The sequence below is a fragment of the Pseudoxanthomonas mexicana genome (assembly GCF_010093385.1).
Lineage (GTDB): Bacteria > Pseudomonadota > Gammaproteobacteria > Xanthomonadales > Xanthomonadaceae > Pseudoxanthomonas_A > Pseudoxanthomonas_A mexicana.
In genome coordinates, this window is sequence record NZ_PDWV01000003.1 from 1 (window position 1) to 12,467 (window position 12,467).

At 67.7% G+C, this 12,467-nt stretch carries 12 protein-coding genes; 9 read left to right on the forward strand and 3 right to left on the reverse strand.

The window, feature by feature from the left end:
• The 6 genes from CSC76_RS01790 to CSC76_RS01815 form a co-directional block, all read left to right on the forward strand.
• A partial coding sequence (locus CSC76_RS01790) for an NHL repeat-containing protein (RefSeq protein WP_162108354.1) occupies positions 1-1,039 on the forward strand: 1,039 nt, incomplete at its 5' end.
• On the forward strand, positions 1,027-1,962 hold the full coding sequence (locus tag CSC76_RS01795) for a peptidoglycan DD-metalloendopeptidase family protein (protein WP_425500829.1): 936 nt from the start codon (positions 1,027-1,029) through the stop codon (positions 1,960-1,962). The genes CSC76_RS01790 and CSC76_RS01795, both read left to right, overlap by 13 nt.
• A gap of 72 nt (positions 1,963-2,034) precedes the next feature.
• On the forward strand, positions 2,035-3,651 hold the full coding sequence (locus CSC76_RS01800; RefSeq protein WP_162108355.1) for a peptide chain release factor 3: 1,617 nt from the start codon (positions 2,035-2,037) through the stop codon (positions 3,649-3,651).
• 141 nt (positions 3,652-3,792) lie between these two features.
• Complete coding sequence (locus CSC76_RS01805) at positions 3,793-4,035, forward strand: hypothetical protein (protein WP_162108356.1); 243 nt, start codon at positions 3,793-3,795, stop codon at positions 4,033-4,035.
• A 108-nt stretch (positions 4,036-4,143) separates the two neighbouring features.
• A complete protein-coding gene (trhA, locus tag CSC76_RS01810; protein WP_162108357.1) occupies positions 4,144-4,839 on the forward strand; it encodes a PAQR family membrane homeostasis protein TrhA in 696 nt (231 codons plus the stop codon).
• An 88-nt stretch (positions 4,840-4,927) separates the two neighbouring features.
• Complete coding sequence (locus CSC76_RS01815) at positions 4,928-6,871, forward strand: AsmA family protein (protein WP_162108358.1); 1,944 nt, start codon at positions 4,928-4,930, stop codon at positions 6,869-6,871.
• A 9-nt stretch (positions 6,872-6,880) separates the two neighbouring features.
• Here the strand turns inward: CSC76_RS01815 and CSC76_RS01820 are convergent, their stop codons facing one another.
• The 3 genes from CSC76_RS01820 to mtgA all read right to left on the reverse strand — a co-directional run bounded on the left by CSC76_RS01820 (position 6,881) and on the right by mtgA (position 9,076).
• Positions 6,881-7,309 (reverse strand): CBS domain-containing protein, encoded by a 429-nt coding sequence (locus CSC76_RS01820; RefSeq protein ID WP_162108359.1) that lies wholly within the window; start codon positions 7,307-7,309, stop codon positions 6,881-6,883.
• Positions 7,269-8,240, reverse strand: a complete 972-nt coding sequence (locus CSC76_RS01825) for a glycosyltransferase family 2 protein (protein ID WP_162108461.1) — start codon at positions 8,238-8,240, stop codon at positions 7,269-7,271. The genes CSC76_RS01820 and CSC76_RS01825 overlap by 41 nt, the downstream gene beginning before the upstream one ends.
• A gap of 65 nt (positions 8,241-8,305) precedes the next feature.
• Positions 8,306-9,076, reverse strand: a complete 771-nt coding sequence (gene mtgA / locus CSC76_RS01830) for a monofunctional biosynthetic peptidoglycan transglycosylase (protein WP_162108360.1) — start codon at positions 9,074-9,076, stop codon at positions 8,306-8,308.
• 145 nt (positions 9,077-9,221) lie between these two features.
• On the opposite strand from mtgA, the gene CSC76_RS01835 reads away from it, so the two are divergent.
• From CSC76_RS01835 to CSC76_RS01845, 3 genes are all read left to right on the forward strand, one after another.
• The gene (locus CSC76_RS01835) at positions 9,222-10,460 is read left to right on the forward strand and encodes an aspartyl/asparaginyl beta-hydroxylase domain-containing protein (protein WP_238394846.1); all 1,239 of its coding nucleotides are present in this window, start codon (positions 9,222-9,224) and stop codon (positions 10,458-10,460) included.
• A complete protein-coding gene (gene hslO / locus CSC76_RS01840; RefSeq protein WP_162108362.1) occupies positions 10,457-11,350 on the forward strand; it encodes an Hsp33 family molecular chaperone HslO in 894 nt (297 codons plus the stop codon). Before CSC76_RS01835 ends, hslO begins: the two co-directional genes overlap by 4 nt.
• 112 nt (positions 11,351-11,462) lie before the next feature.
• Positions 11,463-12,332 carry an XOO1806 family protein gene (locus CSC76_RS01845; protein ID WP_379605586.1) on the forward strand — a complete coding sequence of 290 codons (870 nt, stop codon included), beginning with the start codon at positions 11,463-11,465 and terminating at the stop codon, positions 12,330-12,332.
• Positions 12,333-12,467: the final 135 nt, after the last annotated feature.

Here is a 12,467-nt window from a genome sequence, read left to right on the forward strand (position 1 = left end):
CTCCACCGCCCCCCTGCATACCTCCACGCCCCCCGCTCCGGCGCCGAAAACCGCCGCGGACGCCATCCTCCAGGAGGCCTGGGTCTCCGAGCCGGTCCCCGGCGACGAACTGGACTCACTGGTCGCGTGGCCGACGGAGGACGGCCGGGTCTGGCTGATCGCCACCGCCAAGGCCACCCACCATCTGGCCCTGTACGACGCCGACACCGGGCAACGCCTGCGCACGGTCGGCGGCCCGGGCACGGCCGTGGGCCAGTTCAATCGCCCCAACGGCATTGCGGTGTTCGGCGACCTGCTGTTCGTGGCCGAGCGCGACAACCACCGCGTACAGGCCTTCCGCCTGCCGGAGTTCGCGCCGCTGGGCGCCTTCGGCGCCGACGTGCTGCGCTCGCCCTACGGCCTGTGGGTGCACGAGCCCGCGCCCGGCGAACTGGAACTGTTCGTCACCGACAGCTTCATGGCCGATTTCCGCACCATGACCCTGCCGCCGATGGCGGAACTGGCGGGCCGGGTGAAGCGCTTCCAGGTACGCATCGAAGACGGCGGCAAACTGGAAACGCGGCTGCTGGGCCAGTTCGGCGACACCGGCACGGCCGGCGCGCTGCGCATGGTGGAATCCATCGCCGGCGACCCGGCGCACGGGCGCCTGCTGATCGCCGAGGAAGACCGCCGCGTGGGCTCCACGCTGCGCGACTACACCCTGGCCGGCCACTACAACGGGCGCAGCCTGGCCACGTTCGATGCCGACGCCGAAGGCATCGCGCTGTGGGCCTGCAGCGCCGAGGACGGGTACTGGGTGGCGGTGGACCAGCTGACGCCCACCCGCTTCCGCGTGTTCGACCGCGCCACGCTGGCCCCGGCCGGCGTGTTTTCCGGCAAGGTCACGTCCAACACCGATGGCGAGACCGTGTACGCGATGCCTACACCGCGTTTCCCCGCCGGCGCCCTGTTCGCCCTGCACAACGACGTATCGCTGGCCGCGTTCGACCTGCGCGACATCGCCCGCGCACTCGACCTGAAGGGCGATTGCCCGCGGTGAACGCGCGCGCGCTGGCCCTGGCCTGCGGCGTCGCCGTGCTGCTCGGCAGCCTGGGCGAGGCGGCCGCGGCGCGGCTGTATCGCTGGAAGGACAAGCAGGGCTACACCCAGTACGGCGACCAGCCGCCCCCGCCCGACCAGCTGGCCGGCAGCAGCCTGGATGTCCTGCGCTTCCGCAATCCGCCCAGCGCGCTGGTGCGGCTGCGCCTGGAGAAACAGGGTCTGCGGTACCAGGCCTGGGCCGACAACCTGATGCACGGGCCGGTGGAGGTGCAGTTGGACTTCCGCCGCCAGCGCGACGTGCGCAGCGCCCCCACACTGCCGGCACGCGCGGTGGTGCCGGCGCGCAGCAGCGTGCTGGTGGCCGACATCAGCGTGACCGACCCGCTGCGCGGGGGCGACTTCGAACTGACCCTGGACGGCATGCCGGGCGATCCCGCCAGCCGCCCCCAGGACTACGATTACCGGCTGCCGTTCGACTACGGCCGCGTGCGCGTGGACCAGGGTCCCGGCGGCCGCTTCAGCCATGGCGACGCGCAGAACCTGCACGCGGTGGATTTCGCGGTGCCCGAAGGCACGCGGATCGTGGCCGCGCGCGAGGGACTGGTGATGCAGGTCGAATCCGACTTCGACAAGGCCGGCCTGAATCGCGAGAAGTACGGCGGCCGCGCCAACTTCATCCGCATCCTGCACAGCGACGGCAGCATGGCGCTGTACGCACACCTGAGAGCCGAGGGCGTGCAGGTGCGCGTAGGCCAGTACGTGCGCAAGGGCCAGTACATCGGCCTGTCGGGCAACACCGGCTTCTCCACCGCGCCCCACCTGCATTTCGTCGTGCAGGCCAACCGCGGCATGCGGCTGGAGTCGGTGCCGTTCCGGATGTTCGGCCCGCTGGGCCAGCTGCAGTTCCCCTCGGCACGGTGACCGGCACCATCTCCGCAGCCGGTATAATCGCGCCCTTCCCGCTTCTTCCGCGCCCGTCCGGGCGCCCGCCCCATGTCCGATCCGAACAGCGCCGTGGCCCACGAGGCCAGCCGCCGCCGCACCTTCGCCATCATCTCCCACCCCGACGCCGGCAAGACCACGCTGACGGAAAAGCTGCTGCTGTTCGGCGGCGCGATCCAGATGGCCGGCTCGGTGAAGGGCCGCAAGGCCGCGCGCCACGCGACCTCCGACTGGATGGCGCTGGAGAAGGAACGCGGCATCTCGGTGACGTCGTCCGTGATGCAGTTCCCGTACGAGGGCAAGATCGTCAACCTGCTGGACACCCCGGGCCACGCCGACTTCGGCGAGGACACCTACCGCGTGCTGACCGCGGTGGACAGCGCGCTGATGGTCATCGACGTGGCCAAGGGCGTGGAAGAACGCACCATCAAGCTGATGGAAGTCTGCCGCCTGCGCGACACACCCATCATGACCTTCATCAACAAGCTGGACCGCGAAGGCAAGGATCCGATCGAGCTGCTGGACGAAGTCGAAAGCGTGCTGGGCATCCAGTGCGCGCCGGTCACCTGGCCGATCGGCATGGGCCAGCGCCTGAAGGGCGTGGTGCACCTGATCACCGGCGAAGTGCACCTGTACGAACCGGGCCGCAACTTCACCCGCCAGGATTCCACCATCTTCCCCTCGCTGGATGCGCCGGGGCTGGAGGAGAAGATCGGCACGGAGATGCTGTCCGCGCTGCGCGACGAACTGGAACTGGTGCAGGGCGCCAGCCACCCCTTCGACAAGCAGGCCTACCTGGACGGCAGGCAGACGCCGGTGTTCTTCGGCTCGGGCGTCAACAACTTCGGCGTGCAGCCGCTGCTGGACTTCTTCGTCGAGCACGCACCGTCGCCGCAGCCACGCGAGACCACCGGCCGCAAGGTGCAGCCTGCCGAGAACAAGCTGACCGGCTTCGTCTTCAAGATCCAGGCCAACATGGATCCCCAGCACCGCGACCGCGTGGCCTTCATGCGGGTGTGCTCGGGCCGCTTCGAGGCCGGCATGAAGACCTTCCACGTGCGCAGCGGCAAGGAGATGAAGCTGGCCAACGCGCTGACCTTCATGGCCAGCGACCGCGAGATCGCCGCCGAAGCGTATCCGGGCGACGTGATCGGCATCCACAACCACGGCACCATCTCGATCGGCGACACCTTCACCGAAGGCGAGGCGCTGTCGTTCACCGGCATTCCCAACTTCGCGCCGGAACTGTTCCGCCGCGCGCGTCTGCGTGACCCGCTCAAGCTCAAGCAGCTGCAGAAGGGCCTGGCGCAGCTCTCCGAGGAAGGCGCCACCCAGTTCTTCCGCCCGCTGATGAGCAACGACCTGATCCTCGGCGCGGTCGGCGTGCTGCAGTTCGACGTGGTGGCTTACCGGCTGAAGGACGAATACGGCGTGGATGCCTCGTTCGAGAACGTCAGCGTCGCTACTGCGCGCTGGATCCGCTGCGACAACGCGAAGAAGCTGGAGGAGTTCCGCGACAAGAACGCGATGAACCTGGCGCTGGACGCCGCCGGCCAGCTGGTCTACCTGGCGCCGACGCGGGTCAACCTGCAGCTGGCGCAGGAGCGCGCCCCGGACGTGCAGTTCCTGGCCACCCGCGAGCATGCGCACAGCGTCGACCTGGGCTGACCGCGCCGCCAGAGAACAGCCCCGCAGGCCGCGTCTTGCGGGTTACGTTCCCCCCGTCCGCCCCCTCGCGCCATTCCGCCCGCCACGGTGATCCGATAGGCTTCCCGAGCCGCCATCCGGCGGCGTCAAGGGGAGATGTCCATGTATTTTCTGGGGGCCGTACTGCTGCTGGCGGGGGCGATCTGGATGACGGTGAACGCGGCAAAGAAGGATGGTGCGCTGGCGGCCATCTTCTGTTTCATCTGCGGTTTCTACACGATCTATTACGGCATCAAGAACTTCGCCGAGAACAAGATCCCGCTGATCATGTTCGTGGCCGGCCTGGTGCTCTGCCTGGTGTTCCGCCCCGACATGGCGGCCCTGAGCGGGGGCGTCGCGATCTGATTGCGGCGGGCTTTCGGCGGACTGCCGGGACATCCGGCAGCCCGCTGCCGGCTGACCGGCCGCCGTGCGGCCGATGCACGGCGTGCTGCGTTGCGGTAACGTGACGGCATGAGTGAACAGACCTCTTTCGAAGCCCTGCGCGCCCGCAAGCGGGCCGACCATTTAATCGACCTGCGCGACGAGATCGCCAGCGCACTGACGCACGGCCTGGGCGCCGTCGCCGCCTTGGCCGGCGGCGCCGTCCTGATCACCCTCGCCGCGATCTACGGCGACGGCTGGCAGCTGGGCGCCTCCATCGTGTTCGGCGTGACCCTGCTGCTGCTGTACACCGCCTCCACGCTGTATCACGCCATCCAGCATCCGGTGGCGAAGGGGCGTCTGAAGGTCTTCGACCACTGCGCCATCTACCTGCTCATCGCCGGCACCTATACGCCGTTCACCCTGATCGGGTTGCGCGGACCCTGGGGCTGGGGCCTGTTCACCGCCATCTGGACGCTGGCGATCGCCGGCGTGATCTTCAAGCTTTTCTATACCGGCCGCTTCAAGGTGCTTTCCACCGCCATCTACATCGCGATGGGCTGGCTGGTGATCGTGGCGGTCAAGCCGCTGCTGAATGCCGTCGATCCGGTGACACTGGGCTGGATGCTGGCCGGCGGCCTGTTCTACACGCTGGGCACATTCTTCTATCACCGCGAATCGATCCGCTATTCGCACGCCATCTGGCACCTGTTCGTGCTCGGCGGCAGCGTCTGCCATTTCGTGGCGGTGACCCAGCAGATCCTCATGCCGCGCCTGTCGTCGTAGACGCCCCCTGCACGTTCGTGTCCCTCGCGTGAACCGCTGAGGCCGCGTTTCGCGGGGCCTGAACACCGCGCGTCCAACCATGCACGCCATGGACGACGCGCACCGCTCCCGCCGCCGCTCTGTCTTGCGCCCGCTGACGCGGACGCGCGCCATCGTCTTTGGCGCGCTGGCCGCGTTGCTGGCGGTGCTGGCCGTGCTGTTCCAGTGGAACTGGTTGCGTGGCCCCGTCGAGCGCCTCGTGGCATGGCAGACCGGGCGCAGCTTCGACATCGCCGGCGATCTGGATGTCGACCTTGGGCGCGTGACGACGATCCGCGCGGATGCGCTGCGCTTCGGCAACGCGGACTGGTCTCGGTCGCGCACGATGGCATCCGCCGATCGTGCGGAGCTGGATGTGCGTCTGTGGCCGTTGCTCAGCGGCGAGATCAGACTCGAGGCGATCCGCCTGACACGACCGCGGCTGCGGCTGGAGTTCGGTCCCGACGGACGCGGCAACTGGATCTTCGGCGAGCGCAAAGGCGAAAGCCGGGTCCGCTACACCGGCCTGTGGATCGACGACGGACGCCTGGTGTTCCTCGATCCGCGCCGGCGCACCAACTTCGACATCGCCCTGGACAGCGTCAGCACAGGCGACGCCTCGGCCTCGCCCGTCGACCCCGAGGGCAAGGGCCGGTGGGCAGGCAACGCGTTCACCATTGCGGGTCGGGTGGAATCGCCGCTGGCGCTGCGGCAGACGGACAGGCCGTACCGCATCGACCTGCGCGCCACCGCGGGCCCCACCCGCGCGCGCGCGCGCGGCACGCTGCTCGATCCGTTCCGCCTGCGCGACTTCGACCTGCGGCTGCGGCTCGTCGGCGAGGATCTGGAAGACCTGTTTCCGCTGATCGGTATCGCGACGCCGTCCACGCCCCCCTATCGCCTGGATGGTCGCTTCACCCGTGACGGCGATACGTGGCACTACGACGATTTCACCGGCCTCGTCGGCGACAGCGACCTTGGCGGGTCGGCCGCGGTCACCGTGGGGCGCAAGCGCCCCCTGCTGGAGGCCAATCTCGTGTCCAAGCGGCTGGATTTCGACGATCTTGCCGGCTTCGTGGGCGCACCGCCGCAGACGGGCGGCGAGGAAGCGGCCAATGCGGAACAGCGCGCGAAAGCAGCGGCGCTTGCGGCGGATGCGCGCGTGCTGCCCGACACACCGTACGACCTGACCAAGCTGCGCGCGATGGATGCCGACGTGCGCTGGAAGGCGCACCGCATCAACGCGCCCACGCTGCCCATCGAGGACATGGACGCGCACCTGCTGCTGGAGGCCGGGCTAGTGCGGCTGGAGCCACTGAACTTCGGCGTCGCAGAAGGCGACATCCGCTCGACGGTCCGCATGGATGCGCGCAGCGAGGTGATCCGTACGAAGGCCGACATCGCGGTGCACGGCCTCGACCTGGGCGAGCTGTTCCCCACCGCACAACTGACGCGGAGCGCCATCGGACGTGTCGGCGGCAACGCGTCGCTGGCCGGGACCGGCAATTCGGTCGCCGGCATCCTGGGCACCGCCGACGGGGAGGTGATGCTGGGAATGGGGCGCGGCCAGGTCAGCAACCTGCTGATGGAACTGGCCGGCCTGGATATCGCCGAAGCGTTGAAGTTCCTGCTGACCAAGGACCGAACCGTCGCGGTGCGCTGCGCGTTCGGGGATTTCGCCGTCGAGAACGGCGTGATGCAGGCGCGTACCCTCGCGTTCGACACCACCGACACGATCATCGTCGGCAACGGCAAGGTCAGCCTGAGGGACGAGACGCTGGACCTGGAACTGAGGCCGCGACCGAAGGATCGCAGCATCCTGGCACTGCGCTCGCCGCTGGTCGTGGACGGCACCTTCAAGGATCCCTCGTTCCGTCCGGACTTCAAGCGGCTCGGCCTGCGGGGCGCCACGGCCCTGGCACTGGGCAGCATCGCGCCGCCTGCTGCGTTGCTGGCCACGATCGAGCCGGGACCCGGCGAGGACAGCGCGTGCGGCGGCCAGTACGCGAAATGACGGACGGCGTCAGCTGGCGATGTAGCGCTGCAGCTGGTCCAGTTCGACCTTCTGGTCCTCGATGACCGCCTTCACCAGGTCGCCGATGGAGATGACGCCGACGATCGCATCGCCCTCGGCGACGGGCAGGTGGCGGATGCGGTGCTCGGTGACGACCTGCATGCAGTGGTCCACGCTGTCGTCGGGCCGCACCGTGACGACTTTCGCCGTCATGATGTCGCGCACCGGGGTGTTGGACGACGAGCGCCCCTGCAACACGACCTTGCGGGCGTAGTCGCGCTCGGACACGATGCCGCACAGGCGCGCGCCCTGCATGGCCAGGACGGCGCCCACGCCCTTTTCCGCCATCAGCTTGATGGCATCGAGGACGGAGGCATCGGGGGAAACGGCGAAGATCTCAGGAGTCTTGGACCCCAGCAACTGACGAACCGTGCGCATGGCGATCTCCTGGATGGGGAACGGGTCGATCTTGCGAGGGCAAGGATACTCCTGCCGTTGCGGGATGCCACGTATCCACCAGATAAAGCGGCCGCTGCTTGGATTCTTCGTACAGCCGCCCCAGGTACTCGCCGATCAGGCCCAGCGCCACCAGTTGCACGCCGCCCAGGAACAGGATGACGGTCATCATGGTCGGCCAGCCCGCCACCGGATCGCCGAACAGCAGCGCCTTGGCGACCACGTAAAGCGCGAAGGCGAACGCCAGCAGCGCCGTGACCACGCCCAGATAGGTCGCCACGCGCAAGGGCGCCGTGGTGAAACTGGTGATGCCTTCCAGCGCGAAGTTCCACAGCTTCCAGAATCCGAAGCTGCTGTTGCCCGCGACGCGTGCCTGGCGATGGTAGGGCAACGCCTTCTGGTTGAACCCCACCCAGCCGAACAGCCCCTTCATGAAACGATGCCGCTCGCGCAGTTCGCGCAGCGCCGCCAGCGCCCGCGGCGACAGCAGGCGGAAGTCGCCGGTATCGGCGGGGATGGGCGTCCTCGACAGGCGGCCGATCACGCGGTAGAACGCGTGCGCGGTGGCCCGCTTCAACCAGCCTTCGCCGTCGCGGGCGATGCGCGTGCCATGCACGTTGTCGTAGCCGGCCTGCCATTCGCGCACGAACTCGCCGATCAGCTCCGGCGGATCCTGTCCGTCGGCGTCCAGGATGATGGCCGCGCCGGCGTCCACCCGGTCCAGGCCCGCGGTCAGCGCCGCCTCCTTGCCGAAGTTGCGCGACAACCGCATGACCGACACGCGCGGGTCGTTCGCCGCCAGCGTACGCAACACGCTCCATGTGGCGTCGCGGCTGCCATCGTCCACATACAGCACGCGGCCCTGCACGTCCTCCAGCGCGTCCAGCGCAGCGATGATGCGTGGATGCAGCATCGGCAGGGCCTGTGCTTCGTTGTAGGCGGCCACCACCACGGTGACCTGCCATGGAGCGGGGCCGCTCACCGCAGCGCCTCCAGGTAGGCGGTGCCGCCGATCTGCACCACCTGCCGCTGGATGCGCTTGGCCCGCCGCTGCACGTAGGGGCCGGGCTTGGCCGCACTGTAGCGGCGCGGCGACGGAAGCACCGCCGCCAGGCGGGCACTTTCGGCGGGAGTCAGGCGCGTAGCGTCCTTGCCCCAGTACCGGCGCGCGGCTGCCTGTCCGCCATACACGCCATCGCCGAACTCGGCGATGTTGGCGTACACCTCCAGGATGCGCGACTTGGGCCATAGCGCTTCGATCAGCACGGTGTACCAGGCCTCCAGGCCCTTGCGCGCCCAGCGCGTGACGCGATGGCTGCCCTGCCAGAGGAACAGATTCTTGGCGACCTGCTGGCTGATCGTGCTGGCACCGCGCAGGCGCGTGACCGGCCGGCCCCGCTTTTCGGCGCGCTCGACCATCTTCCGGTTGTGGACGCGCGCCTTCTCGATCGCGTCCAGGTCGAAGCCATGATGGGTAGCGAAGTTCTGGTCTTCCGCCGCCACCATCGACAGCGGCAGGCTGGGCGCCATTTTGTCCAGGTCGCGCCAATCGTAGGCCACTCGGAACCCGAAAACGCCGCTCCCCCATGCCCCCAGCACCCGGGCCGCCATGAAGGCACTGAAAGGCGGGTCGACAAAGCGGAGCACCGCGACCTGCAGGATGCTCGCAGCCGCGAACAGGAACGGCAGGGCGAGCAGCCAGCGGAACCAGCGGCGTACGCGGCGGCGGGGGGCGAGCGGATGGGTCATCTTTGGTAATTCAGGTTACGGCAGCCGAAGATTCATTTATCGTTATTCTGGAGATTCTTTCCACCCCTGTCTCCTACTGATGTCCGCACCGCAAGCCTCCCTAACGCAAGCCGCCGCCCAGCTAATGGATCAGGGCGTGGAATGGATGCAGCAAGGACAGCCCGGGCGCGCCGCGGATTGCTGGCGGCGCGTCGTCGAAATGACGCCCGACTTCGCGCCAGCCCTCAACAGTCTGGGCGCCTACTACCTGTCCCAGGAAAGATTCGAAGAGTCACAGGCATTGCTGGAGCGGGCTGTCGCTGCTGCTCCGGATCTGGCGATTGCACACGCCAATCTTTCGCGTATCCACTCCCTTCGCGGCGAGGCGGAACTTGCGCTAAAGGCGATAGACCGAGCGATCCGAGCTGAACCCGCATCCTGGGGGCCGCACATGGAAAAGGCGCGCTTGCTGGAGGCAGCGGGACGCCACCGGGAAGCTTCAAGGTCCTGGAATAGTGCACTTGCCTATATGCCGGAGCAGATGCGGCGTTCGCCCCATCTTCAGACACTCATCGGACAGGCGAGCGCTGCCGTGCGTGAAGACCAAGAGCAACTGCGCAACTTCTTGCTCGACCGCTTGCACGGCGTGGGTGGTCGTGGCGACCATCGCGCACTTGAGCGGTTCAATCACTGTCTGGATATCGTCACGGGTCGCCGAAGCTTTGTCACCGCGCGCCCCCTGACGTTGCCCTTCCCTCGATTGCCTGCCATTCCCTTTTTCCACCCTGAAGACTACGACTGGGTCCCGAAAGTCGAGGCAGCGTTCCCCCACGTCCTACAGGAATTACAAGGAGTGCTCGATCAGCGGGATCGCTTTACCCCGTATGTCCAGACGCCGCCAGGACAGCCTAAGGGCCAGTTTGCCGCATTGGACCGCACCCTGGATTGGGGAGCATTCTTCCTTTGGAAGAATGGTGAGCGGATAGACGATCACGCCAACCTTTGCCCCCAGACCGAGGCAGCATTGATCGAGCATGCGCCTCTGAATACCGTGCGCGGCAGAGCGCCGGTCGCCTTTTTCTCGGCACTGAAACCGGGCACCCACATACCTCCCCACAACGGCGCTACGAACACGCGGCTGACGGTCCACCTGCCCCTTATCGTCCCCCGCGATTGCGCGCTCCGCGTAGGCGAAGAAACGCACGTGTGGCAGCCGGGCAAGTTGGTCATGTTTGATGACACGATCGAGCACGAAGCCTGGAACTTCAGCGACCAGCTCCGCGTCGTTCTGATCTTCGACATCTGGCACCCGATGCTCACGGACTTGGAAAAGCGCCTGGTGGCCCATACGGTGGAGGGCATCATGGCCTATTACGGCGAAGGCGCCGACCTTGGAGAACTGTGAGCAGTGATGCCCCCGACACCCTGACCCGATTCCTGCTGCCCGCCGCCGGTGTGCGCGGCGTAGCCGTTCGGCTGGACGCGACGTGGGACGCCGTCGCCGGGCGCGCGGACTACCCCCCGGCGGCACGCGAACTGCTGGGAGAGGCGGCCGCGGCGGCCGTCCTCTTCACCGGCCACACCAAGGTGGACGGACGACTGTCCATCCAGATCCGGGGCCAACGCGGCCTGCGCACCCTGTTCGCCGAATGCACCGCAGCCGGCACCGTGCGCGGCATCGTCCAGCTGACCGAAGCGCAGGATGCCCCGCGCGACCTGCGCGACCTCGGCCGCGACGCCCTGCTGGCCATCACCATCGAGAACCCGGGCCTGGACCCAAGGGAACCGCAGCGCTACCAGAGCCTGGTGGGGCTGGATGCCAGCCGGCTGGCGGAGGCCTTCGAGGACTACTTCCGCCAGTCCGAACAGTTGCCTACGCGCCTGCTGCTGGCGGCCGACGGGGGTCGGGCCGGTGGCCTGATGCTGCAGAAGCTGCCTGGCGACGAGGGCGACGACGATGGCTGGAACCGGGTCGGCACCCTGTTCGGCACCCTGGCCGAAGCGGAGCTGCTGGCGACGCCTGTCCCCGTCCTGCTGCATCGCCTGTTCCACGAGGAATCGCCCCAGGTGTTGACCCAGCGCCCAGTTCGCTTCGGCTGCTCTTGTTCCCGCGAACGGGTTGCGAGCATGCTGCAGTCGTTGGGGCAGGAGGAGGCGGTGGCCGCCCTGGCCGACGGCGTGGCCGAAGTCCGTTGCGAGTTCTGTGGGCAGCAGTACCGGTTCACGCCGCCCCAGATCGAGGAACTTTTCGACCATCCGGTGGTCGACATGGAGGCACCTGCCCGCCTGCAGTAGTCCGGCGGTCAGAAAGTCGCCCCGGGGACTTGTTAAAGAATCATAAACGGCATAGCATCGGTTTCCCTTCGGGAGGGGAACTCCAGGGCGTCCCAGGAGTCTGAAGCCAGCCATGAAACTGCGTAGCCTTTCACTGTCGCTTGCCCTGCTGCTCGCCACCGGCGTGGCGGCGGACGCGCATGCCCAGAAAAGTGCGCGCAAGCCGGCCGCGGAACCGCACGCCACTGCCCTTCCCATCTGGAACAACGACGGCAAGGTCGAGGCGGTTCTGCTGCTGGAACCCACAGGCCAGGCCGAAGCCGGCGCCCGCTGGCGGCTGGGTCGCAATTCGCTGACCACCGCCTTCGGACTGGAAAGTGGTGACGCGCTCGGACTGGTCTGCAACCGCAAGGCCGGCGTGGTGGGCAATATCGGCAATCTGGCCAGCCATTGCATGCTGGCCACCCTCGGCGACGATGATGACGACACGTCCAGCCAGCGCGTCAGCGCTTCGGCTGTGTTGAGCCGCCCGGGCGGCAAGCTCGGCCTCTCGGCCGGTACCGGCCGCGACACGCTGCCGGCCTGGCTGTCCTCCGGCCGCGGCACGGGGCGCGTCGAACAGAACGATCTGGCGGTGTTCGGCCAGAAGAACATCGGCCGCGAAGGTTTCGTGTCGATCGGCGGCGCCGTGGCCAAGGCCACCCTGGTGCCCGCCTCCGACCTGCCCGCCCTGGCGGACCGCTGGAACAGCCGCAGCCTGAGCGTCGGTGGCGGCTACGGCCCCTTCAGCGCCAACATCGTCGGACGTGTCGTCGATGTACCCGGCCAGCCCGGCAAGTTCGAGGGTCTGGGCGTAGGCCTGACCTGGCGCACGCCCTGGAGCGGACAACTCACCGTCGGCGCCGAGAACGTCATCACCCGCGGCAAGAACCCCTTCTCGCTGACCAACGAGAACGCCGACGAAGGCACGGTTCCTTACGTGCGGTACGAGCAGGATCTGTAGCCAGCTCCTCCTATCGCGGAGGGAGCTGCCAGATTTCTGCGCGCACGTACCATATACTCCAAACCACTTCGCGAGTCCGCGAAGACGTCGCCGTGTTGCACTCATGATGCCGTCCCTTTCGGTACGGCGCTTAAT

Bases quoted from the DNA above. Each gene is read 5' to 3' on its own strand.
- CSC76_RS01800 (WP_162108355.1), top strand. From the start codon at position 2,035: ATGTCCGATCCGAACAGCGCCGTGGCCCACGAGGCCAGCCGCCGCCGC.
- CSC76_RS01805 (WP_162108356.1), top strand. From the start codon at position 3,793: ATGTATTTTCTGGGGGCCGTACTGCTGCTGGCGGGGGCGATCTGGATG.
- trhA (WP_162108357.1), top strand. From the start codon at position 4,144: ATGAGTGAACAGACCTCTTTCGAAGCCCTGCGCGCCCGCAAGCGGGCC.
- CSC76_RS01815 (WP_162108358.1), top strand. From the start codon at position 4,928: ATGGACGACGCGCACCGCTCCCGCCGCCGCTCTGTCTTGCGCCCGCTG.
- CSC76_RS01820 (WP_162108359.1), bottom strand. From the start codon at position 7,309: ATGCGCACGGTTCGTCAGTTGCTGGGGTCCAAGACTCCTGAGATCTTC.
- CSC76_RS01825 (WP_162108461.1), bottom strand. From the start codon at position 8,240: ATGCTGCATCCACGCATCATCGCTGCGCTGGACGCGCTGGAGGACGTG.
- mtgA (WP_162108360.1), bottom strand. From the start codon at position 9,076: ATGACCCATCCGCTCGCCCCCCGCCGCCGCGTACGCCGCTGGTTCCGC.
- CSC76_RS01835 (WP_238394846.1), top strand. From the start codon at position 9,222: ATGCAGCAAGGACAGCCCGGGCGCGCCGCGGATTGCTGGCGGCGCGTC.
- CSC76_RS01845 (WP_379605586.1), top strand. From the start codon at position 11,463: ATGAAACTGCGTAGCCTTTCACTGTCGCTTGCCCTGCTGCTCGCCACC.